The sequence below is a fragment of the Thermodesulfobacteriota bacterium genome (assembly GCA_031082315.1).
Classification (GTDB): domain Bacteria; phylum Desulfobacterota; class QYQD01; order QYQD01; family QYQD01; genus QYQD01.
On sequence record JAVHLC010000002.1, the window covers coordinates 303,477 to 328,144 of the forward strand.

General features: G+C 48.5%; 25 protein-coding genes. 21 read left to right on the plus strand and 4 right to left on the minus strand.

Translation table 11 applies throughout. From position 1 onward, the window contains the following. Positions 1–29: 29 nt before the first annotated feature. Complete coding sequence (locus RDU59_03285) at positions 30–356, minus strand: hypothetical protein (protein ID MDQ7837500.1); 327 nt, start codon at positions 354–356, stop codon at positions 30–32. A 404-nt stretch (positions 357–760) separates the two neighbouring features. On the opposite strand from RDU59_03285, the gene RDU59_03290 reads away from it, so the two are divergent. The 16 genes from RDU59_03290 (at position 761) to RDU59_03365 (ending at position 18,230) form a co-directional block, all read left to right on the plus strand. Further along, positions 761–1,222: a hypothetical protein gene (locus tag RDU59_03290; protein MDQ7837501.1), complete on the plus strand. Its 462-nt coding sequence runs from the start codon at positions 761–763 to the stop codon at positions 1,220–1,222. 198 nt (positions 1,223–1,420) lie between these two features. Continuing rightward, positions 1,421–2,107, plus strand: coding sequence for a hypothetical protein (locus tag RDU59_03295; protein ID MDQ7837502.1), 687 nt, complete (start codon positions 1,421–1,423; stop codon positions 2,105–2,107). A 115-nt stretch (positions 2,108–2,222) separates the two neighbouring features. After that, positions 2,223–3,053 (plus strand): transporter, encoded by an 831-nt coding sequence (locus RDU59_03300; protein ID MDQ7837503.1) that lies wholly within the window; start codon positions 2,223–2,225, stop codon positions 3,051–3,053. A 118-nt stretch (positions 3,054–3,171) separates the two neighbouring features. Next, positions 3,172–4,014, plus strand: coding sequence for a phosphodiester glycosidase family protein (locus tag RDU59_03305; protein ID MDQ7837504.1), 843 nt, complete (start codon positions 3,172–3,174; stop codon positions 4,012–4,014). A 40-nt stretch (positions 4,015–4,054) separates the two neighbouring features. Then, positions 4,055–4,564, plus strand: coding sequence for a nitroreductase (locus tag RDU59_03310; GenBank protein ID MDQ7837505.1), 510 nt, complete (start codon positions 4,055–4,057; stop codon positions 4,562–4,564). A gap of 130 nt (positions 4,565–4,694) precedes the next feature. After that, on the plus strand, positions 4,695–5,690 hold the full coding sequence (locus RDU59_03315) for a transposase (protein ID MDQ7837506.1): 996 nt from the start codon (positions 4,695–4,697) through the stop codon (positions 5,688–5,690). Next, a complete protein-coding gene (locus RDU59_03320; GenBank protein MDQ7837507.1) occupies positions 5,677–5,976 on the plus strand; it encodes a hypothetical protein in 300 nt (99 codons plus the stop codon). The genes RDU59_03315 and RDU59_03320 overlap by 14 nt, the downstream gene beginning before the upstream one ends. 220 nt (positions 5,977–6,196) lie before the next feature. Further along, positions 6,197–6,772 carry a hypothetical protein gene (locus RDU59_03325; GenBank protein MDQ7837508.1) on the plus strand — a complete coding sequence of 192 codons (576 nt, stop codon included), beginning with the start codon at positions 6,197–6,199 and terminating at the stop codon, positions 6,770–6,772. Positions 6,773–6,785: 13 nt separating this feature from the next. Continuing rightward, on the plus strand, positions 6,786–9,620 hold the full coding sequence (locus tag RDU59_03330) for a calcium-binding protein (GenBank protein MDQ7837509.1): 2,835 nt from the start codon (positions 6,786–6,788) through the stop codon (positions 9,618–9,620). Further along, positions 9,599–11,821, plus strand: coding sequence for a type I secretion system permease/ATPase (locus tag RDU59_03335; protein ID MDQ7837510.1), 2,223 nt, complete (start codon positions 9,599–9,601; stop codon positions 11,819–11,821). The genes RDU59_03330 and RDU59_03335 overlap by 22 nt, the downstream gene beginning before the upstream one ends. A 173-nt stretch (positions 11,822–11,994) precedes the next feature. Continuing rightward, the gene (locus RDU59_03340) at positions 11,995–13,371 is read left to right on the plus strand and encodes an HlyD family type I secretion periplasmic adaptor subunit (protein MDQ7837511.1); all 1,377 of its coding nucleotides are present in this window, start codon (positions 11,995–11,997) and stop codon (positions 13,369–13,371) included. 19 nt (positions 13,372–13,390) lie between these two features. Next, positions 13,391–13,900 (plus strand): hypothetical protein, encoded by a 510-nt coding sequence (locus tag RDU59_03345; GenBank protein MDQ7837512.1) that lies wholly within the window; start codon positions 13,391–13,393, stop codon positions 13,898–13,900. After that, on the plus strand, positions 13,901–15,109 hold the full coding sequence (gene coaBC / locus RDU59_03350; protein ID MDQ7837513.1) for a bifunctional phosphopantothenoylcysteine decarboxylase/phosphopantothenate--cysteine ligase CoaBC: 1,209 nt from the start codon (positions 13,901–13,903) through the stop codon (positions 15,107–15,109). Positions 15,110–15,201: 92 nt separating this feature from the next. Then, the gene (locus RDU59_03355) at positions 15,202–16,038 is read left to right on the plus strand and encodes a uracil-DNA glycosylase (protein ID MDQ7837514.1); all 837 of its coding nucleotides are present in this window, start codon (positions 15,202–15,204) and stop codon (positions 16,036–16,038) included. A 110-nt stretch (positions 16,039–16,148) separates the two neighbouring features. Beyond that, positions 16,149–17,453, plus strand: a complete 1,305-nt coding sequence (locus tag RDU59_03360; protein ID MDQ7837515.1) for a nodulation protein NfeD — start codon at positions 16,149–16,151, stop codon at positions 17,451–17,453. Between the two features lie 9 nt (positions 17,454–17,462). Then, the gene (locus RDU59_03365; GenBank protein ID MDQ7837516.1) at positions 17,463–18,230 is read left to right on the plus strand and encodes a slipin family protein; all 768 of its coding nucleotides are present in this window, start codon (positions 17,463–17,465) and stop codon (positions 18,228–18,230) included. 9 nt (positions 18,231–18,239) lie between these two features. Here RDU59_03365 and RDU59_03370 read toward each other — a convergent pair whose 3' ends face one another. Genes RDU59_03370 through RDU59_03380 form a run of 3 tightly spaced genes read right to left on the minus strand, consistent with a single transcriptional unit; the run spans position 18,240 to position 19,909 of the window. Then, positions 18,240–18,701 (minus strand): hypothetical protein, encoded by a 462-nt coding sequence (locus RDU59_03370; GenBank protein ID MDQ7837517.1) that lies wholly within the window; start codon positions 18,699–18,701, stop codon positions 18,240–18,242. 44 nt (positions 18,702–18,745) lie between these two features. Then, positions 18,746–19,177 carry a CBS domain-containing protein gene (locus tag RDU59_03375; GenBank protein ID MDQ7837518.1) on the minus strand — a complete coding sequence of 144 codons (432 nt, stop codon included), beginning with the start codon at positions 19,175–19,177 and terminating at the stop codon, positions 18,746–18,748. 60 nt (positions 19,178–19,237) lie between these two features. Then, positions 19,238–19,909, minus strand: a complete 672-nt coding sequence (locus tag RDU59_03380; protein MDQ7837519.1) for a SagB/ThcOx family dehydrogenase — start codon at positions 19,907–19,909, stop codon at positions 19,238–19,240. 473 nt (positions 19,910–20,382) lie between these two features. Between RDU59_03380 and RDU59_03385 the strand changes: the two genes are divergently transcribed. The 5 genes from RDU59_03385 (at position 20,383) to RDU59_03405 (ending at position 24,646) form a co-directional block, all read left to right on the plus strand. Then, positions 20,383–21,147, plus strand: a complete 765-nt coding sequence (locus RDU59_03385) for a hypothetical protein (protein MDQ7837520.1) — start codon at positions 20,383–20,385, stop codon at positions 21,145–21,147. A gap of 59 nt (positions 21,148–21,206) precedes the next feature. Further along, entirely contained in the window at positions 21,207–21,989 is a 783-nt protein-coding gene (locus tag RDU59_03390; protein MDQ7837521.1) for a DUF3108 domain-containing protein, read from the plus strand. 385 nt (positions 21,990–22,374) lie between these two features. Continuing rightward, positions 22,375–23,427, plus strand: a complete 1,053-nt coding sequence (pilM, locus tag RDU59_03395) for a type IV pilus assembly protein PilM (GenBank protein MDQ7837522.1) — start codon at positions 22,375–22,377, stop codon at positions 23,425–23,427. Further along, entirely contained in the window at positions 23,424–24,032 is a 609-nt protein-coding gene (locus tag RDU59_03400) for a PilN domain-containing protein (protein ID MDQ7837523.1), read from the plus strand. Before pilM ends, RDU59_03400 begins: the two co-directional genes overlap by 4 nt. Continuing rightward, the gene (locus RDU59_03405; protein ID MDQ7837524.1) at positions 24,029–24,646 is read left to right on the plus strand and encodes a type 4a pilus biogenesis protein PilO; all 618 of its coding nucleotides are present in this window, start codon (positions 24,029–24,031) and stop codon (positions 24,644–24,646) included. The genes RDU59_03400 and RDU59_03405 overlap by 4 nt, the downstream gene beginning before the upstream one ends. The last annotated feature ends 22 nt before the right edge of the window (positions 24,647–24,668 follow it).

Genomic DNA, 24,668 nt, shown 5'->3' on the forward strand with positions numbered 1-24,668 from the left:
TTCACAAAATTTTAACTCAGAGTCACAAATCAGATTTCTTCCTCTTCGACCTCTTCTATTTCTTCTTCGGGTGCCTTCTCTTCAATCTCCGGCTCTTCTTCATAACCTGCATAAGCGTAAATGGCAAGTATATCTTCAAAACGCGCCGCCTTTTGTGGATCCCGGGCGCTTATAAAAGGCGCGAGTATCTTTCTTACCTTGGCCTGTTCAATACTAACCGTTGGGTCTGCCTGACACACAGGACAACTTTTGATATGACGAATCGCAAACTCTACCATTCTAGCCGGCGCCAGAGCATCCTCGATTATTTGGTCACTCCAATCCCTGGCCAGCTTTTTCAGGCGATCACACTGCATAGGCCTCTTTCCTCTATGTGTTTGTTTAACGTGCAATTATCTGTCCTTGTTGCCGGGTAGTTTTTAATGTATTCCAAAGCGCTTTTTGTTATAAGATTTTTACGGCCAATGCAAGAAAAAAGTTTAGCATTTTTATTTTTGCCTGACCCGGTAAACCTTTTTAATAATTTAACGTCGAATTTTAAAAAAACAAACCACAAAGTACAGCGAAAAAACGATTTCAACCGTTTGAACAGTTTAAACAGCTTGAACTGTTATTAGTGAAAGCAGTTCTGGAGGCGATAATATTAGGAGATCACAGAGAGAAGAAGCCAAAAGCTGTTATAACTTGCTGATATTCTTATTTTCTCTGTGTCCTCTGTGGTTGAGTTCTAGACAGACGATAATCCAAAAGGAGAGCTATTATGACAGTTAGAAAAAGTTTTATGCTTGGTTCAGGTCTCATCATTATGTCCCTTTTTTTATTTTATCCGGCCAAAGGCCGCGCTGAAGTAGATGTCAGCGTCAACATAGGCCTGCCGCTCCCGTCGGTTGTCATTTCGTCCCCGCCCGCCGTGGTCATGATTCCGGGATCTCCGGTCTATTTCGACCCGGATATTGAAGTGGATATTTTCTTTCATCGCGGCTACTGGTACAGGCCATATCGGGAGCGCTGGTATCGGGCTACTCATTATAACGGGCCTTGGAGACACATCGCGCGCCGTGCCGTGCCTACTGCAATTGTACACGTGCCGCCCAGCTACAGGCATATACCACCAGGCCATGAAAGGATTCCCTACGGACAATTAAAAAAGCACTGGAAGGAACACGAAAAGGCCTCCAAAAAGACGCATAAATCACATAAACACGGGCGACACGGCGATTAACGATTGTTCGTCCGGAAACCAAAAAATTCCGGACGAGCTATCAGCGTTCAGCTTAATGTGTTGTTTGTCTTGGGTTTTTGCTGACAGCTAATCGCTGATCGCTGAAAGCGTGAAGCCGGAAACGGTAGTTTCCGGATGAACACTAACTACCCATATTAAGACAAACAATGTTAATAGAAAGTGACAGGAGATAACACCATGAAAAGACTATGCTTTATTGTAGCAACCTTGGCGTTAGCATTCTTATGGTCATTTACGGCAATGGCCGTAGATGAGGAAACGCAACTAAGAACCGAGGCCGACCAAATAAACCAGTTGACAACAAAATCGGGCAGGGGTACAGAAGCTAATGTAAGGATAAATGCGGTTTTCGAAAATTGGGGGGCAAGGGAACCTTCACAATCAGTCACAGCCGCCCGGGATTTAAAAATGGGCCACGGAGAGACCATGATAGCCGGAGCGCTAGCTGCCGAATTATATGAAAAAGACCCGGCAACCTATCCCACTTATGACGCCGCATATCAGAAGGTATTAGACCTCAGGAGCAAAGGCGACCGAACTACCGGATGGGGGGTAGTAGCCAAGGATCTAGGGGTAAAACTTGGCCCGGTGGTGAGGGAAATGAAAAGCACCGGCACCTTCGTTGGCGGCCGGACAGACCGTTTTTCAAGCAATTATGCTAAAAAGGAAAAACAACAAGTACGGGAGCGGGTACAAGAAAAGGTACGAAAACAAACACAGGAAAAGACTCAAACCAGGGAACGGTTGAGGGAAAAGAGCTGCGACACGGAACAGAAAGGGAATCAAATACGTAACGAGATTGAAAACAAGGCAGGAACCGGTTTTCCCTCCGGCCCGCGCGGTGGGGGCGGCCGGGGACGGTAATTGAGGAGACAATTTGAACATTTTGAACAGGTCAAGCGGCTCTAAGTAATATATCCTGTTTCTCTGTGTGCTCTGTGGTTAATCTTAGCACGAATTCAGATTAATGGAGAAAGGCATGACTCATAACATTAGGTTGTGGCTGGTGGGGCTGGTGATAGCGATTCTTTTATGTGGGACCGGGATAACCTACGGGCAGACTTCAACTACCGATGAACTGTACGCTGAGATCGGTTTTAACTTTTATACCGGCGATTATGGAACAGACACAGACACAGACACATATACCGTACCCTTTACTTTCGGCTATTCACCCAGCCAGCTATGGGATTTTTATCTTAGCATCCCGTATATACACCAGAGCGCCAGCACTGCCGTCACCGTGGCCGGGAAACCAATCCGCGTGAAGAAAAACCTGACCGGCGGTAAAAGCAAAATTACGGAACAGTATATCGACACCGCCTCTCACAGCGGACTTGGGGACATCTGCCTCGGCGGAAGCTACACGGTGCTTAGAGAGACGTCTGATGCACCGGCCATCTACGCCCTGGCAAGCATCAAGTTTCCTACCGCCGATGAGGAAAAGGGCCTGGGCACAGGTGAATATGACTACTGCTTAGGCGTTGGCCTGGACAAAAGAATCAACAAATGGACACTCTTTGGAAACGCAAAGTATAATATCATCGGATCACCCGGCGGGATAGACCTGGATAATTTCTTCTCTATGACGGCCGGCGTGAGCCATCAGTGCACTACCGCTTTTAAAGGGTCGGTCTCTATCTATGCCGCAGAAGGCGCTTCGGCCGAATCTGACAGCCCGTTAGAAATCAGTTTAAGCGGAGGGTATATTATAGATAAAGATAACAAGGCCTCAGTTTATGTAACAAAAGGCCTGTCTGACGGCAGCCCGGATTATGGCCTGGGCGCGGCCCTGACGCATTATTTTTAGTCCACAGATTACGAAAATACACACTTGATTAAAGGGCGCCTTGACGGCGCCCTTTCCCGTTTCTGCAAGAAATCTATTAAATTGACAACTCCCCTCCCTGCGTATTATAAGTTTACACATGCGAAAACGCATATATTCCATCTTTCTATCCGCTTGCTTTTTGCTTGTCGTTTTACTCCTGAGAACCACCTGGGCGGCGTCACCCGTTACTTATACCCCGCTTAACTATCAAGAAATCGGGCCTGGCCTTTGGTTTGCGAAAGTAGCTATCTATAAAGAAAGACAAAAGGTGGAAACGTTGGTTTTGGTCAAAATAGACCCGAAGAAGAACAGATTTCGGGTCCTGCATGATAAGAATGTCAAGACTATAGAAAAGTGGCAGGCGGTCACGGGCGCCAGTGTTATCTTTAATGGAAGTTACTTCCGCGAGAACTTCGACCCGTGCGGCTTAATTATAAGCGACGGTCAGATTAAAGGCCATGTCCGGAATCGCTATATGAAGGGTATGTTTGTGGCAGAACCTCAAAAAAATAATTCACCGCAGGCCGCAATCCTTGACCTGACGAAAATGAGTCTGGTATCTAACAACTTGCCCTGGAGCCAGGGGTTGCAATCTTTTCCCATGCTCATAGACAAAAATGGCGTTGTCCGGGTAAATCAGAGCGATCTCAGGGCCAGCCGCACGGCTATCTGTACAACTAAAGATGGCTGCGTAATTGTAGTGCATACCGAAGAGACGTACTTTACGCTCTATGATCTGGCCCACTTCTTAAAAAAATTGCCGCTGGACATCGAATACGCCTTAAACCTGGACGGCGGCATGGCGGCTGAGCTTTGTATCAGAACCGCAGGCCTGAATTACACGCACTACGGATACCAGATGTCAAATTATACCGGAGAGCTTAGCCTAAAAGGTCTCCAGGCCAGGATACCCTTGGTAGTCGGGGTCTTCCCGCGCTAATTTTCTCTGTGTACCCTGTGGTTAAAAAAGGGATTTTCAGATGAACAATGAGGTATTAAAAGCCATCTACGAAAGGCGCAGCATACGGGATTTCAGCCCTATGCCGGTTGATGAACAACAGATAATGGAGATAATCCGAGGCGGCAGTTGGGCCCCGTCCGGATTGAATAATCAGCCCTGGCGCTTCGTCGTGGTCAAAGATGCAAAAGCAAAGGAAGAAATAGCCGGGCAAACCCGGTACCATTCCATAATTGAGACCGCACCCGTCATCATCGCCGTATTACTGGACCGTAAGGCCATGTACCATGAGTTGAAGGACTTCCAGGCTATCGGGGCCTGTTTACAAAACATGTTGCTGGCCGCCCATGCCCAGGGTCTGGGGGCGGTCTGGTTGGGAGAAATATTAAAAAACAAAGACCGGGTGCGCGAAATAGTTTCCCTGCCTTCGCACCTGGAATTGATGGCGATTGTTGCCATCGGCCACCCCGCACATCGCAATCAGACGTCGGAGCGCAAGGGGCTTAACGACTTGATTTTAAAGATAATTTGAGCGTTCGGACGTTTAAATACCTTCCTTTAAAGATAACAACGGCAAAGAGCTTTTCTGTAAATGTCTTAAATGGGGACGTTCGTGCAGAACGTGCTTGACAAGCTGGTGGATTTGTGAGATATAGAAACCCATGCCAAGATTAGCGAGACTGGATGCGCCCGGTGTTCTGCACCATGTCATCGGGCGGGGTATAGAAAAAAGAAAGATTTTTCTGAACGACGGCGATCGAGTCGACTTCATCGCGCGGGTGGCCAGACTTGTACAAGAAGGAGCGATAGACGTTTTTGCCTGGGCATTGCTGCCCAATCATTTTCATCTCCTACTGAGGACGAAAAACCTCCCTTTAGCTACAAGTATGCGAAAACTACTTACCGGATACGTAGTCAATTTCAATAAACGGCACCGGAGGCACGGGCATCTTTTTCAAAACCGCTATAAATCTATAGTGTGCCAGGAAGACCCTTACCTGAGAGAATTGGTGCGTTACATTCATCTAAACTTATTGAGAGCTGGAATAGTTAAAGATATTGACGAATTGAACCGCTGTCCCTGGTCAGGCCATTCCGCCCTGATGGGCAAGACTAAAAGGGAATGGCAGGAGTGTGAGTATGTCTTAGCTCTTTTTGGCAACAGCAGTACCCGCCGGCGGAATTACCTGAAATATATCGAAGAGGGCATACCATTAGGAAGACGACCGGAGCTGGTCGGCGGGGGATTGATCAGGAGCATGGGGGGCTGGTCAGAGGTTGTGTCTCTCAGAGGACGCGGTGAAAAGCAGGCATCAGACCAGCGGATTCTTGGAGATAGTGAGTTTGTGCAGGAAGTTGTATCCGGTCTTGATGACTTGGTGAAGAGGAACCTGCGGCTATCCGGGCAGCGAATGGATATTGATAAGCTGGCTGAAGCAGTATGCAAAAAACACGATGTGTCACTTGGTGAGCTTCGTTCCGGAAGTCGAAGGCATCCTGTGGTGAAGGCCCGGTGGATTATCTCATGGGTTGCGGTAAGAGAGCTGGGATATTCGGGTGCCGATGTGGCCAGGTATCTAGGCGTGACGAATTCATGCGTAACCCGGTCGGTATCCTTCAGACCACCTGACGTAGTCAGTTACCTTGCGACGTTATGAATGTTCTGCACGAACGTCCCCTCATAAATTACGTACCCTTGATGAACTCGGCATTCAGTCTATTGGCACAACCTACGTTGATTCAACCCTTATAGATGCCCAAGGAAATGAGCATCGTCAGATCGGCAGTTTTACCAAGACAGACGGTACCACCGGAACGGCCACCGATGTCTGGTTCCAGTCGGATAAGGCCTACACCATTGCCACCGAATGGCTTGATGTGCCGCCGGAGATAGCCGCCCTACCGGACTTGCAGGGCTATGGCAACGTCTATGACCTGCACTAGGCTATGGTCAGGGATGCGGATAGGCAGTAGAGTATTGGCCGAGAATAAGACCGACGGTCGGAAATTTTTATTGACGAGATAGAATCAGGATAGACATTCCTTTATGATCTATTATATACTCGCCAAATTCCGACGGTGAAACAGGAACTGGCAGAGGGTAAGGGTGCGGAATTGTAAGGTGAAAGATACTATAATGCATGGAAAGATCAGAGGATAATTTATGAGGAGAAAATATGAGGCAATTAAAACTTTAGCAAGCGCTCTCGTGTTTTTTTTAATTTTTGCAACGGCAATTGGATACGGTTTTGCCGAGGTTAAAACAGGCAATGCAAAAGAATTCACGCAGGCTGGATCTCAGAATATAACGCAAGTTAAGTGGCTGATATTTACAGATACGGGGTTTTCTTATGAACGTAATTTAGTTATAAAATTGAACGCAAAAGATATTAAGGAATCGAAATTAGTTGGTGAAGATGAAGTTGAAATCTTTATAGCTTTAGAGGATCTCAACGGAGACCATGATAATGAAATTTTTGCTTACTTCGTTCATCCATATTTCTGTGGAGCTAAGGGTAATTGTTCCTTTAAAATTTACATGAACATCAAAGGCAAATTAAAAGAGATCGGTCCCCCTATTGTTCCATACATTCCTATTGATGAAAAAGGACAACAAGATATAGCCGGTGTTTTAAACAGCAAAAAATTAGGATGGAATGACATAATCATAGGTAAGTTTATTTATGAATGGAATGGTAATAAGTATAAGGCTGTTATGCAAAATGATTCTGTAAAATAAAAGGGAGAAAAACATGGGAACCTATAGTCAATTTTTAGAGAAGCTCGGGAATCTTGAATCAAGTGGCCAGTACAATGAAATTAACCCTATTGGTTATCTCGGCAAGTACCAAATGGGAGAAGCGGCTTTAATCGATGCTGGGTATTATACAAAAGACGGCACAAAAAGTAACGATTGGGTAGGCACATGGACAGATAAAGATGGTATCTCCAGTATGGATGAGTTTCTGGCCAATCCTCAAGCACAGGAAAACGCTATAAGAGCTTATCACGAAAAAATATTGAAATACATCAAAGCTCTCGATTTGAACAAATACATTGGTCAAAATATTGGTGGCGTAGAAATTACAGAATCTGGCCTTTTGGCAGGAGCACATTTGGTGGGTGTTGGCGAATTGAAAAAATTTCTCGAGTCTAACGGTACATATATTCCTGAGGATGGTAATGGAACTCCTGTAACAAACTACTTAATGGAATTAGGTGGATATGATCTCCCTTTTAACAAGCCTCGTAGTACTTCAACTAACGTTTTGGATCCAGGCATAGAACTTTCAAGCCAACTCTACACCGCCGCTGCCACCACCCCAGCAATCAGCCCCATCGTATTGGATTTAGATGGAGATGGGGTGGAGACGGCCAATGTCAAAGATGGGGCCTATTTTGACCAGGACGGCAATGGGTTTGCGGAGCAGACTGGCTGGGCAGGGGCTGATGATGGGCTTCTGGTTACGGATAGAGACGGAAACGGTACGATTGATACAGGCAAAGAATTATTCGGGAATGAAACCCTTTTAAATGACGGGACCACAGCCGCTAACGGCTTTCAAGCATTAGCAGAGTTGGATGACAATCTGGACGGTAAGATAGATGCCGGTGACGCGGCCTGGACCGGTCTGAAGGTATGGCAGGATGTGGACGGAGATGGTTTTAGCGCTGCCGATGAGTTCCACACCCTGGATGAACTCGGAATTCAATCTATCAATACAGGCTACGTCGATTCAACCCTTATAGATGCTCAAGGAAATGAACACCGGCAGGTGGGCAGTTTTACCAAGACAGACGGCACTACCGGAACGGCCACCGATGTCTGGTTCCAGTCGGATAAGGCCTATACCATTGCCACGGAATGGCTGGATGTGCCTCCGGAGATAGCCGCACTTCCAGACTTGCAGGGATACGGCAATGTCTATGACCTGCAACAGGCCATGGTGAGGGATACAAGCGGAGAATTAAAGGCCCTGGTTGAAAATTTTGTGGCTGAGACGGATCCAAATGTCCGTGATAGTTTAACGGAGCAAATTCTCTTTAAATGGACCGGGAGCGATGGGGTCGATCCGGCCAGCCAGTCCTGGTTTGGCGATGCCCGCAAACTGGCAGCCATGGGAGCGTTATTTGGGGAGACCTATGCGGGGGCAACGGGCCCAGCTGCGACTGTACTCCTGAATCAAGCCTACCGTGGTTTATTCGAGATGCTTCGTGCCCAACTTATGGCCCAGACGCATTTAAAAGACCTTTACGGCATGGTTACGTACACCTGGGATGAGGCGACGGAAAACGTCAAGGGTGATCTGACCGCTGTGGCTGCCGAGATACAAAATCGGCTCACACTCAATCCTGAAGCCGGTAAAGAGTCTCTTTCTGAATTCGTACGCACCCTCAGGGGATTTGCTGCCGAAGATATGATGGATTTTATGACATTTCGCTCTCCCTTCGCCCTGCAAAGTGAGGAATTGGCGTGGATCGTTGATACTGTAGGCAAGTACTCCGTCACCGGCACAGTAGCGACTGAGACTCTAAATGGTACTACGGGTGGAGATACCATGTACGGCTATGAGGGCAACGATGTTCTCTATGGCTATGCAGGCAATGACACCCTCTACGGCGGTGACGGCACAGACAGCCTCTTCGGCGGCGCCGGGAACGACGTCCTGGATGGCGGGGCCGGCAACGACTCCCTGTCCGGAGAGACCGGCAACGATACCTACCGGTTCGGCCTGGGCAGCGGCCAGGACATCATCTCCGACTACGATGCGACCAATATTGACGTTAACACCATAGAGTTTGGGGCAGGTATCACTGTAGCGAACCTGGAGCTGGTAAAGGCAAGCACTACCCTTAAGATAAATATCCAGGGCACCACCGACTCCCTGACCCTTCCAAACTGGTTCACCGGTGACGCCTATAGGATAGAGCAGTTTAAGTTTGCCGACGGCACGACTCTGACCCCGGCCGACCTGGATGCTATGGGCTATAAGGTCTATGGGACGATAAATACTGAGACCCTTTACGGCTCCAGTGTCGGAGATACCATATACGGCTATGAGGGCAATGACAACCTCTATGGCTATGCAGGCAATGACACCCTCTACGGCGGTGACGGCACAGACAGCCTCTTCGGCGGCGCCGGGAACGACGTCCTGGATGGCGGGGCCGGCAACGACTCCCTGTCCGGAGAGACCGGCAACGATACCTACCGGTTCGGCCTGGGCAGCGGCCAGGACATCATCTCCGACTACGATGCGACTCCAGGTAATACAGATACGGTTCAATTTGATTTAAATCCATTGGACTTAATATTCGCGCAATCAGGGTATAATCTAAATGTAACGGTTAACGGTACGACGGACCAGATAGCCATACAAAACTGGTCGTTAAGTACAAATTATCAGACCGAAGTATTCCAGACGGCTGATGGAATCGCTTTACTCAACAGCCAGGTTGGACAGCTTATACAGGCTATGGCCACATTCAGTACAGAGGCAGGCATAAGCTGGAGCCAGGCTATACAAGACAGACCGCAGGATGTACAACAGATACTCGCCCAGTATTGGACACCACCACAGCCATAGTCTCCATGGAGAAGCCAAAAGAAGACCTTCTCAACCCTGAGCCTCGGACAGAGGCTCAGGGTGACGGTACACAGAAAATCGATACAGGGTTAAGCTGTCTGGTCATGATTGCAAAGTATCATGGCGTAGCCGCAGACTCTGCCCAGTTGAAGCATGCCTTTGCCATCGGCAATGAGGGCATGACTACTACCGATATAGTCAGGGCTGCAAAAGAGCTTGGGTTTAAGGCAAAGACGGCAACCGTAGAGTACGAAAGGCTCCAAAGACTTCCCCTCCCGGCCATCGCTGAATTTAAAGATAATGAATATATAATACTCGCAAAGGCAGATGCGGAACAACTGCTGGTACTGCGCCCTGTAGAGACCAAACCAAGGATTCTTAAAAAAGAAGAGTTCTTGTCACGATGGGAAGGAAAGATAATACTTTTATCATGCAGAGGCACCAATCTTCCGGGATCGGAGGAAGTCTTCGGTCTAAAATGGTTTATCCCCACGATATGGAAATACAGAAAGCCTCTCTCCGAGGTGCTGATCGCCTCGCTGGTCCTCCAGATATTTGGCCTCGTAACCCCCATATTCACCCAGGTAATAATCGATAAGGTCCTTGTGCACAGAGGACTTACCACCCTTGATGTCCTGGTTATAGGGCTCGTCGCCATCGCCTTGTTTGAGGCTGTGTTGAACATATTAAGGACATATGTATTCACCCATACCACAAGCAAGATAGACGTTAGCCTCGGAACACGGTTATTCAAACACCTGCTTTCCCTTCCGCTCAGATATTTTGAAGTGAGAAGGGTCGGGGATACGGTGGCCAGAGTAAGGGAACTGGAAAACATCAGGCACTTTCTCACCGGAGCGCCACTTACCTCTCTTCTGGATGCTATGTTTATAGCAGTATTTGTAATAGTGATGTTCTTCTACAGTACGACCTTAACCCTGGTTGCCCTGGCCGCCCTCCCCTTTTTTGCGGCGCTCTCCGCAGTGGTCACACCCCTGCTCAGGCATAGACTTGACGAGAAATTCAACCGGGGAGCGGATGCCCAGTCATACCTGGTGGAGGCGGTTAGCGGTGTTCAGACCGTAAAGTCATTTGCGCTTGAGCCGGAGGTCCGGAAGAAATGGGAAGGACTGCTTTCGAGCTATATAAGGGCAGGCTTTAAAACCTATCAATTATCAGGAAGCGCCGGCGCAATAGGTCAATTTATCAACCGGACATCCTATTTACTGATCTTATGGGTTGGGGCCCACCTGGTAATTGACGGAAGATTAACCGTGGGGCAGCTTATAGCCTTCCAGATGCTTTCGGCCCGGGTAAGCGATCCGGTGCTGAGGCTGGTTCAAATGTGGCAGGAATTCCAGCAGGCAGGGCTTTCTATAAGGAGACTGGGAGACATATTCAATACAACGCCTGAACCGGCCATAAATCCCACCAAGGCAAGGCTTCCGGCCATAAAGGGGCATGTGAAGATTGAGAGCGTGAGATTCAGGTATCGAATGGATGGCCCGGAGGTGTTGAGAAATTTTTCGTTTGAAATACAACCGGGTATGGTTGTGGGGATTGTAGGAAGGAGTGGTTCGGGAAAGAGCACTCTCGCGAAACTCATCCAGAGGCTTTATGTCCCTGAATCAGGCAGAATACTTGTGGACGGAGTGGACATATCCCTGGCCGATCCTGCATGGCTGAGAAGACAGATAGGAGTTGTGCTCCAGGAAAACTTTCTTTTCAACGGGAGTGTAAGGGACAATATGGCCATACATTACCCTTCAGCAAACATGTCCGATATAGTGAGGGTTGCGCAGGTGGCAGGCGCCCATGAGTTTATCCTTGAACTTCCCGAAGGATACGACACCGTGGTGGGGGAAAACGGCACCGCCTTGTCAGGAGGGCAGAGACAGAGGGTAGCCATAGCAAGGGCGCTTCTTATGAACCCCAGAATTTTGATATTTGATGAGGCCACCTCAGCCCTTGACTATGAATCTGAAAGCATAATACAGAGGAATCTTAAAAAGATATGTCAGGGAAGGACTGTGATTATAATAGCCCATAGGCTCTCCACATTAAGACATGCAAATAGAATAATGGTCATTGACAGGGGTGAACTCGTGGAGTCAGGGGCCCATGATGAGCTGATGGCTAAGAGAGGACTCTATCATTATCTACACAGCCAGCAGGAAGGGGGGGCAATGCTTAATAATTAAAGGCTCATCTTATCCCCCCGTTAGCAAAGGGGGGCGAGGGGGGATTTGAAAACTCTTGGTAGTAACTATGCTTACGTATAATAACAGCCTGAAACAGGTATGATTTATAAAATCTCCCCGAACCCCTCTTTTCCAAAGAGGGGAATAGAGGAAAATAAAAGATTACCACTCACATGATAAAACGGCTCAAAACTATATTTAAACAGGACAACCTTGAATATGAGTTTCTGCCCCCGGCCCTTGAGATAGAGGAAACCCCGGCCTCTCCTCTGCATAGGGTATTGATCTGGGTGATTTTTATAATCACCCTTTCAACTTTTGCCTGGTCATATCTGGGGCGTGTGGATGTAGTGGCAGTGGCCAGGGGAAAGGTTATCCCGGATGGAAGGATTAAAATTATACAGCCAATAGAAACAGGGGTGATAAGGACTCTTCATGTGAAAGAAGGACAGCGGATCAAGGCGGGGCAAATTCTGATAGAGCTTGACCCTACAATCAAAGAGGCGGATGTGACAAGCTCTGTAAAAGCATTATCCATCTATCAGATTGATAAAAAAATGCTTATGGAAGAATTAAGCGGCACGGACGCTGAAGAAGCTTTATCAGAGGGCCACCTCAAAAATGTGGCCGCAAGAAAATCTTTGAGGGACACGGCCGGTATTCGGCAACTTCAGACCAGACTGAAAGAGGTTAGGGAATCAGAATACAAGGCCAAAGAAGATGCCCTGACACTCATTATTGCCCAGAGGGAGAATGCGCTCCACGCCGCAGGGGCTATGTTAACAAGGCTTGAGAAGACCTATGTAATATTGAAAGAACAGGAAAATGCCTTCAGGGATCTTTACGGGCGTGATTATATTCCAAAGATGGATCTTCTCGACAAACAAAGGGAGTTATATTCTACAGAGCAGGAACTGGAGGCACAGAAAAGGGTGGTAGGGCAGGTTAAAGATAGTCTTGAGGAGGCCAGAAAAAATCTGGATGCCTTTAAAAAGGAAAGGGTGAAAGGGATAATCGGCGATATAGTGGAAAGGGAAAAGACTATTTCGGCTATGGAAGGAGAGGTCATAAAGGCGAAAAAAAGATATGAGCTTGAGCAGTTATGTTCTCCGGTTGATGGGACTGTACACGGGATTTCTTCATATACCATCGGAGGAGTGGTAACACCGGCCCAGCCTATTGTTACGATTGTCCCGGCTGGGACGCCTCTTATAGTAGAGGCCATGGCCTTAAATAAAGACATAGGATTTTTAAAGGTCGGACAGGAGGCAGAGGTTAAGCTTGATACCTTCCCCTTCCAGAAGTATGGTACTATCAAAGGGAGGGTATCATCCATAAGCCCTGATGCCTTTGAAGACGAAAAGCTCGGATCTGTATATAAGATAAGGGTGGAGCTGGAGAAATTAAGCTTAATGGTTGATGGCAGAAACGTTCCGGTCTCACCGGGGATGACCGTAGCCGTTGAAGTCAAAACAGGAAAAAGGAGAATAATAGAATTTTTCCTTTCACCTATCGTAAAATATGCTAAAGAGAGTCTTACACTGAGGTAGATAATCCAAGGGAGGTACTATGGTTATGCGGAAAGCCTTACTAAGGGTGCTGTTATTACTGTCTTTTATCTGTATAGTCATGCCGGGTTGCGCGGGCACACTAAGCCCGACAGCGCCGCCGGCCACCGAAGAAAAACACTCCTACGGCCCTCTAAAATCAGGCGAGACCGGGAATTCACCCACATATTACGACTTCGATGACGTTCTCATACCGCCGGAACTAAAGCTTGATACCCAGAAGTCGATGGTTGTAAGCACTTCCACCTTTAGCGGCGGAGTGCTGGTATTCAACGGTTATGTTGATCAGGCCTCACTTATCGACTTCTTCCTTAAAAACATGGCCAAGGATAACTGGCAACTGAAAGGAAGCATCAAATACCGCCATACCGTACTTACCTTTGAGAAGCCGAACAAGGGCTGCGTAATAACCGTTGGTGAACAGACGTTTAACACGCCGGTAGAGATATGGGTCGGAATCCTGCATGAACCGGGTACGGGGCAGCTTCCTATGAGGCAGTCGAGGCCTTAAATGATGCGCTTCTCTACGCTTTCCTCTAAAAAGATTTTGCTCGGGGTAACGGGCAGTATAGCCGCCTATAAGGCGGTGGAACTGGTGCGTGAACTATCCCGGCAGGGTGCGGCAGTAACCGTGGTGATGACTGAAAGCGCCGGTAAGTTCGTTGGTCTCACCACATTCAATGCCCTCTCCGGCCAACCCGTTTACACGGACCTCTTTAATAATCCGGCAGATCCGGCCCTGCACATCAATCTCCCCCGTCAGGCCGATGCCGTTGTAATCGCCCCGGCTACGGCCAACTTCATCGGCAAAATGGCCCATGGGATAGCCGACGATCTCCTTTCCACTATAGTCCTGGCAGCCCAAAAACCTATCCTCGTCTGTCCGGCCATGAATAGCGCCATGTACGAACATCCGGCCACAAAAGGCAACCTGGAGCAGCTCCGTAAGTACGGATACCTGGTTGTTGAACCGGAAACCGGCCCCCTCGCCTGCGGAGATGAAGGGCCGGGCCGTCTGGCCGAGCCGTCCACTATATGCGAGGCCGTAAAGATAGCCCTTGAGAAAAAAGACCTCCAGGGCCAGAAGATTTTGATAACCGCCGGGCCGACAGAAGAGCCTATAGATCCGGTTCGTTTTATCTCAAACCGTTCATCCGGCAAGATGGGTTACAGCCTGGCCCGCGTGGCCAGACGGCGGGGGGCGGAGGTTGTACTTATCAGCGGCCCCACCTGCCTTTCCAAACCCTGGGGCATAGAGTTCGTGCCGGTACGCACTGCGGCCGAGATGTACAAGGCGGTCATGTCCTGTTTTGACTGGGCCACTATTGTGATCAAGGCGGCAGCGGTGGCTGATTACGGACCTTCGACCGTTCTCCCCCAAAAATTAAAAAAGGGGACACCGGATCTGTCGCTCAAGCTCACACGCACCCCTGATATACTCAAAGAATTGGGTAAGCGCAAAAAACGGCAATTTTTAGTAGGGTTTGCGGCGGAAAGCAAAAATTTAGCAGTTGAGGCGCGCCGAAAATTACAGGAAAAAAATCTGGACCTGATCGTGGCCAACGATATTAGCGCTCCCGGAGCCGGTTTTGGATTTGATACCAACCAGGTAAAGATCATTACGGCGGATGGCGGGGTAATCGATTCCCCCCTCCTCGATAAGGAAGAACTAAGCTATATGATTTTAGATAAGGTCTTAGAAGTTATGCGAAGAAAATAGCAAAGGGTTACTGCGCAAGCCGTGAAGCGAAGGAGCAATGGGCTCCGTTTTGGAATGAAAAAATTGGATAAGAAAGTCATTAAACGCCAGGTATGAAGGCCCAACGTAAAGAAATACTGGAAATACTCTCCCAATGTAAAGACTACCTCTCCTTTCGCAAGGCTATGGGGCTGGGTTTTTTGCCTGCGTCATCCGGTAAGGTACTGTATGAAACTGTTATGTTGGAGGGAAGCTCAAAAGGCAATGAAAATAATCCCCCCGTGTCTTCCGTTATAATCCCCCCCAGCCCCCCTTTGAAAAAGGAGGGTATGGGGGGATTGACAGGCATCTCGCCTATAGGAGGAAGGGGTTCAGAGGAAAACATCGGCCAGGAGAAACGACCGACTCTGGCTGACGTGCGCCGCGAGCTTGGCGATTGCGAGCGTTGTAAGCTACACAAGACGCGCACCAATATAGTCTTTGGCGCGGGCAACGAACAGGCAAAATTAGTATTCGTAGGCGAAGGGCCGGGACTGGATGAAGATATACAGGGAGAACCGTTTGTCGGCGCCGCCGGACAGCTTTTGACCCGGATCATCCGGGCCATAAACCTGAGGCGTGAGGATGTCTATATATGCAATATCATCAAGTGCCGGCCGCCCAAAAACCGAAACCCGGAGCCGGATGAAATAGAGGCATGTAAGCCATTCGTGCTTAAACAGCTGGAGGTTATACGGCCTCGCCTGATCTGTGCCCTGGGAAGCGTGGCGGCCCAGGCCCTGCTCGAAACAGCAGCGCCGATTGGCATATTGCGGGGCCGTTTTCATAGCTTTCGGGGCGTAAAGTTGATGCCTACCTACCACCCCGCCTATCTACTGCGCAACCCAGCTAAAAAACGAGAGGTCTGGGAAGATATGCAGATGATACAAAAGGAATATCAGGCGTTATGATTGACGGCTTCGTAAAAAATCCATTTGCTGCGTTGTCCGCCTCCGGCGGATCACTGCGGCGAAGAGCTTTTTACTGCGCCGTCCAAACTTTGCCTTAGTACGAGTTCACCATGATTATCATCAGATATGGCGGCGTGGTCTTCATAGTCTTGTGTCTTTTTTTGAGCAACGCTACGGCCTCGACCGCCACAGTCTCCGGCCCCATCCATGTAATAGAGGTGGAAGGAAGCATAAATCCAGGGTCGGCTAAGTTCATTATCGATCATATCGAGCAGGCGGAAAAAGATAAGGCGCAATGCCTCATCATACGGCTGGACACACCGGGCGGGCTGGAGACGGCCATGCGCTCTATAGTCAAAGGTATCTTGAACTCTCCTGTGCTCATTGTGGTCTATGTCTCGCCGGCCGGGGCCAGGGCCGCCTCTGCTGGTGTGATGATTACGATCGCTGCCCACATCGCCGCCATGGCCTCGGGGACGAATATCGGGGCGGCGCATCCGGTAAATATCGGCGGAAGGGATATGGATAAGGAGATGGCCCGCAAGGCGGAAAACGATATGGTGGCCTTTGTCCGGAGCATTGCGGAAAAGAGGGGGCGCAACGCCGGCTGGGTCGAGGACGCCGTTCGCAAAAGCGTTTCTATTACCGAGACAGATGCGCTCAAATTAAAGGTCATTGATCTTATGGCCCGGGATATGGATGATCTTCTTATCCAGTTGCATGGCCGTGAAGTCCAGACCACTACCGGCATAGTAAAATTTAATACCAGCCGGGCCAGGGTCATTACCTTCAGCGAAGGCATTGGTGAAAAGGTTCTCCGCCTTATAGCTGACCCCAATATTGCTTATATCCTGATGATGATCGGTCTGGCCGGTCTGTACTTTGAATTGGCCCATCCTGGGGCCATCTTCCCTGGAGCTATAGGGGCCATCTCCCTTATACTGGCCTTTTTCGCCTTCCAGACCCTGCCGGTTAACTACGCCGGGGTCCTGTTAATCCTTCTCTCTGCCGTGCTTTTCCTCCTCGAAATTAAAGTTGTCAGCTATGGGCTGCTCGGTCTGGGAGGGGTCATCGCCCTTGTACTGGGTTCCATGATGTTGTTTCAAGGTGGTGAGCCGGCTATACGCCCGGATGTAAAGGTATTAGTTCCGACCATTGCCGCTGTTTCTGTCTTCTTTATTACCGTGGCCTTCCTTGCTATACGAGCAGTCAGGGCAAAACCCAAAACCGGAACGCCTGCCTTAATCGGTGAGATAGGCGTTATTAAAGAATGGTCTAACGGCAAGGGTAAGGTATTTGTCCACGGCGAGTACTGGAATGCCGTAGCAAACGAACAGATGGAAGCAGGTACGGACGTAGAAGTTGTATCCGTTGATCGGCTTTTACTTAAGGTTCAAAGGAAGAAAATATCTTAGGAGGGTCTTATGTCTCTTCCATTTTTGGTGATAATCTTTTTTGCAGTATTATTCTTTGCCAGCGCCTTGCGTATTCTTAACGAATACGAGCGGGGCGTAGTCTTTCGTCTGGGCCGGGTTATCGGGGCCAAAGGGCCGGGGCTTATCATCCTTATTCCGGGTATTGATAAGATGCGCAAGGTGGATTTGCGCACCGTTACCCTAGATGTCCCGCCGCAGGACATCATAACCCGCGACAATGTCTCTGTTAAGGTCTCGGCTGTGGTCTTTTTCCGGGTTATGGACGCTATGAAGGCGGTGATTGATGTGGAGAATTACCTTTTTGCTACATCCCAGCTTGCCCAGACTACACTAAGGAGTGTCTGTGGCCAGGCCGAGATGGACGATCTTCTGGCCGAGCGGGAAAAGATCAATTCAAAGATCCAGGGGATACTGGATATGCACACCGAACCTTGGGGGGTCAAGGTAAGCGCGGTAGAGGTAAAACAGATAGACCTGCCGGTGGAGATGCAGCGGGCCATGGCGAAACAGGCGGAGGCGGAGAGAGAAAGACGGGCGAAGGTTATAAACGCTGAAGGTGAATTTCAGGCGGCAACCAAGTTAGCCGAGGCCGCCGGCATCATTGAAAAATATCCTATGGCCTTACAACTACGGTATCTTCAGACGCTGCGTGAGGTGGCCGCAGAAAATAACTCGACAACGCTCTTTCCTATTCCCATAGACCTGTTCAAGCCCTTTTTATCGGCTATGGAGAGTAAAAAAACAGAAGGCCTGTAGAACGTTTCATTATACCTGAGGAACCAGGAAGCCGAAGGCGCTGCCCAGTTTGCGTGCCAGATCCAGAAAATGGCGCGGCAAGGGGACTTCCCGGTCCACGAGCAAGATATGGAGTTCCTGGGCGCGGGCAAGAATGCGTGAGCTGTCGATGCCCTCCTGGTTGTCGCAGAGAAACTGAACGCGGAGGGCATCGGTCAGAGGAATACGCATTCCCTCGAGTTCAGTGGCGAGATGGTTCATTTCCTCTGCGATGCAGGCATTGTTTTCCTTCACAAAGGTCGCAAAAGGTTCTCCCGGATTAGGCGTGCCAAAGAGATCATTAATAATGGCCCCGGACAGTTTATTGATATACGATGCCTCGCGCTCAGGGTATTTTCGAGAAAGATGTGCCTTCAATTTCTTGAAAAAAATCATTTTGATGACTTCAACCCCTTCCCTCATGATGGGGATCAATTTACTCTCAAACTGCACGACGGCCTCCGAGTTCTGTCCACAGGGATCAATACTGCTTTCCGTTATTTTTGTTTTTCTTTTTCTTGTTCGTATCTGATTAACCCCGCTAAAGCAGACATCTCTTCGGCCAGGAGGTCTATCAAATCATCCAGGGTCACAATGCCGACCAGTTTGCCTTGCTGATCTATTACCGGAAGACGCCGAATGCCCCTGCCGCGCATAATCCGGATACCATCTCCCACACTTGCCGATTCCCTTACGGTGAGCAGGCGGGCGCTCATAACATCTTTGACCAGACTCTGGTGCGGGTCATTCCCCTCGGCCACCACCCTGATGGTTATGTCCCGGTCGGTCAGGATGCCTATGGGATGCCTGTTTTCGGTAATTATTACGGTGCGCACTGAATAATCCCGCATGAGCTGCGCGGCCTTGTGAATAGAGTCTGTGGCCCTGGCGATGACCACTTCACGGATGCAAATCTCACCAATAGACATGACATATCTCCCAATGAACGTTTTTAAAAGGTCACAGTAAGTCCTCTGAAGACGGACGCTTCATTTATATCCCACCGGCATAATCAAGATGGGATCGTAAATTCTGCTGATACCCAGCACCTGCCGGATCACGTCGCTGTGAAAGGCCCCCACAATGCCGGCCCCCAGCCCCAAAGCCCCGGCCTGGAGAAAGATATTCTGCCCGGCATGCCCGGCCTCGATGTAGGTATAAGGGATGCCTTTTTCTCCATACTTCCGGGTACACCGTTCATATTCCCCGGTTATTATGAAGATAACAGGGGCCTCAGCCATCCAGCTCTGGTAAAGTGAGGCCATGGCGATATCGTCCCGAACCTCTCCGGCCTTCACCTGGGTCAGCCTATGCGCCTTCGGGATATAGTGATAGACTCCGGCCGCCAATCCTTCTACCCCATTTTTCCCGACGGCCACCCAGATGTCCAGGGGATAGAGGGCGCCTGCCGACGGTACGGATTTGTAAGGATCGTTTGCAGTGACGCCGTAGACGGCCCAGAGGATTTGGGAAAGCTGCTCCAGATTCAGGGCCTTAGCCTTGAAATGGCGGATGGTTCGCCGGGCCTTGATAACCTCTTCCACGGACTTTTTACCGGTAAAGGAGGGCTTGGGAAGCGGGACGTCCGCATGGGTTTGGGCCATAGCGAAGATGGGCAGGAAAATTAGAGAGGCTATAAAAAGGATGCCCAGGGTATTCATGACATTACTTTATTAATAGTATCGGTATGCCTTATCGCCATACACTAATAATTATACAGGGATACAACAAGAAATCCAACCTGAATAATTACATTTCGATTCACCACATAACCGCGAATAGTATTTTGCTGTTGAATCCGGGATGATAATTCCACTTTACACCCCTTGCTGTTCGGGCTATACTAAAATTGAAAGCCTGACTAATCGGAAAATCCGCTGTCCGGTTTGCCCTTCTCCAGGAGGGTTAATGGAGGGGTGGCGGTCCTCTCAGGCTTTCTGTTCATGTTATTTAAAGCCCTCTCTGAGCCGTTCCCGGTATTTCCTTTACAAGATATCCATTTAACCTGATAGGTATATCGAGGCCGTTATTCTCTTTCACTTCCTGTAGCCAGTCTTCGATTGACACAAGATTGTGTCCCGGCTATACTTTAATAAAAGGGTTTTCTATTTCTGTCCTTCGGGAGGAAAACGGCGTGAGATTTGATGCGTTCCCGTGGCGACCATACATCTGGATGCTGATGCCCATCCTCTTGCTCCTGTCAACAACCTGCTCCCCAAAAATCAAAGGTTGGTCTCAGGAATCCTACCGGAGTTCCGGGTTCGATAACGATGCCCTTAATCAGGAACGGCTGGCCCTTCTGCCTGTAATTGTTCTGGAGCGACCTATCGAGAAGGCCAATACGCCTGAGGGCCGGACTCTCTCTGCTCCTTACACCCCTCCGCAAAGTCCTCCGGGCGATTCCGAGGGAGGAGTTCCACTAAATGCTCATGACGCCTACCGGGTCTGCCTGGGCGAGATACTGCTTAGCAAGATTCAATCCCGGCAGCCTAACCTCAGACTGGTGCCTTCCAATGACGCCCTGAAGCGCCTGAACGACGAGGGATTGACCGGCGCCTATCTTAAGTTCAACCGTAATTTCCCCAAAGTGGGGTTTGACAGCGCCTCGCTTAAGGACTTTGGAAGGGCACTCAACTGCCGCTACCTTCTTGTTACTCAGGCGGTAGTGACTGAATCCAAGGCCGATGCCTCACTCAGCATTATCTGGACCTTTGGTCGCCAGTCAGTGCTCCATTCGGTCAGGATCTCAGGACAGATCTGGGATACCGTCAGTGGTCAGCAAGTCTGGGAAGGGTCCGGCGTTGGTTACAACAGGCTGACTGCCTATGAGGGATTGCCCCTCATCGAGGAAATGGCGAACCAGGCCGTGGACAGGCTCCTCGACACCATCATGCCCTAAATACCCTGCCGTTTATGAGAAAAAAGAATCCATTTAATTGTCTCAGACCGGAAATACGATTGTTTTTTGCCTGCATTGTCATAGCCTTCATCGCGGCCTCCAGCCTCACTAAAGGCACCCGGGCGGCCGAGAAAATTTCCCCTTTTCACCCCGGCGAGAAACTGACTTTTCAAATTAAATGGAGTTTTATACCGGCCGGTGAGGCTGTCCTTGCGGTACTCCCGATAGAAACCATAAATGGTATTAAATCGTATCATTTTGTAATGCTGGTCAGAACTTATCCATTTATAGATATTTTCTATAAAGTTCGCAACAGAATAGATGCCTATACAGACGTAGAGATGACCCGCTCAATTTTATATAAGAAAAAACAACATGAGGGGAGTACCAAAAGGGACATCGTTGTGAATTTCGATTGGGAAAGGTCAGAGGCTCAATACTCCAACTTTGGAGAAAAGAAAAATCCCGTTTCTATATTACCCGGTTCCTTTGATCCGTTGTCCGTTCTTTACGCCTTTCGACTGCATGATCTGAAAGAAAATACAGAAATCGAGATTCCGGTAACCGATGGAAAAAAATCAATAATAGGAAAGGCGCGGGTCGTAAAAAAGGAAAAAATCAAACTAACAAGCGGAACGTATGATACCTATTTAGTGGAGCCGGAATTAAGGCATATCGGCGGTGTATTTGAGAAAAGCAAAGATGCTGAACTTAATGTATGGGTAACGGCTGATGAGCAACGGCTCCCTGTTAAAATAAAGAGTAAGGTAATAATCGGAAGTTTCGTAGCAGAACTTATTTCAGCCGGAATGATTGATCAAGATATAGGCATGTTAGAATAGATGCCTATCTGCCGGAAATATTTCTTCCGCATTGACTACACGCAGTGGCTCTTTGGTTAATTTTGACCTTTGAGCCTTTTTCTCCATGTCCTGGAATATTTTTTGCAGGCAAAACCTCTGGCAGATTAGTACACGATTTTGGGTTTGCAAATAAAAAACTGTCAAAATGTTTAAGCATATATTATAACTTGCCGATACAACTGATGAACTGAAAATGACAACTTGACAGCCGGATATATTTAAGAAGTATAAGAAGCAATGTTAAAAAATTATAACTTCCTAAAAATATTTTACAAATCCCCCATCTCCCCTTGCTAAAATGAGGCGAGGGGGATTTAGGATAATGTGGATTTTTTGACAATCTCTGGAGAAGAAAACACAAAATATGTTTTTTAAAAAACAAAAATTTGCCTTGGGGTTAGATATCGGCTCCCATTCTATAAAGGTAGCCGAGGTGACAGACTCTTCCCATGGGTTACAACTGAAAAACTTTGGTATAGCGGCTGTCCCCGCACAGACCATTGTCGAAGGAGTGGTAAAGGAGCGGGCACAGGTGGCTGATATTATAGCCGCACTGGTGAACAATTTAAAAATAACGGGCAGGCGCACAGCGGCATCTATCGCCGGTTATTCGGTTATTATAAAGAAGATAAATATGCCGCTTATGAGTGATAAGGAACTGGAAGATAATATCGCGGTCGAGGCCGCACAGTATATTCCTTTTGATATTAACGACGTCTATATCGATTTCCAGATACTGGGAGCGAGCGTAGAGAAAAAAGACCGCATGGACGTTATGCTGGTGGCTGCAAAGCGTGAAACGATAGACGAATACTCTGAGTTAATTCGCGATGCCAATCTTGTTCCTACCATTATCGATGTCGATCCATTTGCGCTGGAAAATGCCTATGAAGCCAATTACGACACGCAAGATCAGAACATCGCCCTGGTGGATATCGGGGCCTCCAAGATTAATATCAACATCCTGATCAACGGCGTCTCTACTTTCACCCGGGATGCCTCCTTTGGCGGCGATCAGATCACGGACCAGATTCGATCTAAGCTTGGTCTGCCATACGATCAGGCGGAAATTTTGAAGATAAGCGGCAATGTGAACGGCGATAATAGGCCAATCCTTGAGGAGATATTTTCTTCTACATGTTCCCTCTGGACGATGGAAATAAGGCGGGCCATTGACTTCTATTACGCAAACTATCCGGACCATAGCCTGGCCAAGATTGTGCTGAGCGGCGGATCGGCCAAGATCGCCGGACTCAGCGATATCTTACGCCTGGAGACAGATATCCCGGTGGAAATATTTGATCCCTTTGCCCGCATAGATGTGGACCCTGACCGGTTTGATCCGGAGTATATAGGCCAGGTAGGCCCGCAAGCCGCTATAGCTATCGGCCTGGCCCTGAGAAGTGTAGAGATATGATTAAAATAAACCTCTTACCAGTCAGATTAGCCAAGAAGAAGGAAAACATCCGTAAACAATTATCGGTATGCCTTCTGTCCGTATTCTTTATTGTTTTAGCCATGGCTTATCTGGGTATTTCCTTTTCGTATCAGATAAAATCGCTGACTGCTGATATCGGGGAGGCCCGGAATGAGATAGGTGAGTACAATAAGGTAGTCCAGGGACTCGAAGAGCAAAAAAAACAAAAGGACTTAATCCAGAAAAAACTCGATGTCCTTGGTCGGCTGCAGAGAAATAAAACCGGGCCGGTACATATGCTGGATGAAATAAGCACAAATTTGCCGGAAAAAAGGTTATGGCTCAAGGCCGTCAAACAGACCGAAAATAAGCTCCTCCTGGAAGGAGTGGCCATGGATAACGGTACTATAGCCTTATACATGAAGAGCTTGGCCGCTTCTCCTTATTTTACCAATGTGGACTTAATAAATTCGGCCCAGGAGACGGTCAACAGCGTGAAATTGATGCAGTTTAGCATTACTTGCGAGATCAGGGGGGCTTCGGTAGATACGTCTATAGCGGAGCAGCCTGCCGACCAAAAAAAGAAGGGTGAGAAAAAGGCATGAAAGGGTTAAGTCTGCCACCCAAGATAGAACATATAGTTACCGGGTTGCCCTTTAAGCAGAAGATTTTGATTTATATCGGCATACTTGCGGCCCTGGTAGCGGTTTTTGTCGTCATTTTGATCGGACCCCAGTTCAGAAAGATCGGGAAGCTGCGCGGGGAGCTTGAAGACGCACAGGCCACCCTGGACAAGGTCAAACATAAAGCCGCTAATCTGGCACAATTTAAGGCTGAACTTGAGGCGACCAAGGCCCAATTCCAACAGGCCCTGTTGCTCCTCCCGGATAAGAAAGAGATCCCCTCCCTGCTAACCAACATTTCAAGTCTTGGGAACGAAGCGGGCCTGGAATTTATTCTTTTTAAGCCGAAAGAAGAAGCACCCAAGGATTTTTATGCCGAAATCCCTGTAGAGATTATCGTTGAGGGGCCATACCACAACGTGGCCGTATTTTTTGACAGAGTGAGCAAGCTGCCGCGCATAGTCAATATCTCTAATGTCTCTATGACTGATCCCCAAAAGGCACATGGCGCGATGATGATAAAGACCTCCTGTCTGGCCACCACGTACCGATTTGTAGAGGGCGAGCCTGGTGAAGATAAACAGAAAAACAACTAGTTGCAATAGTTGCAACAAAGGT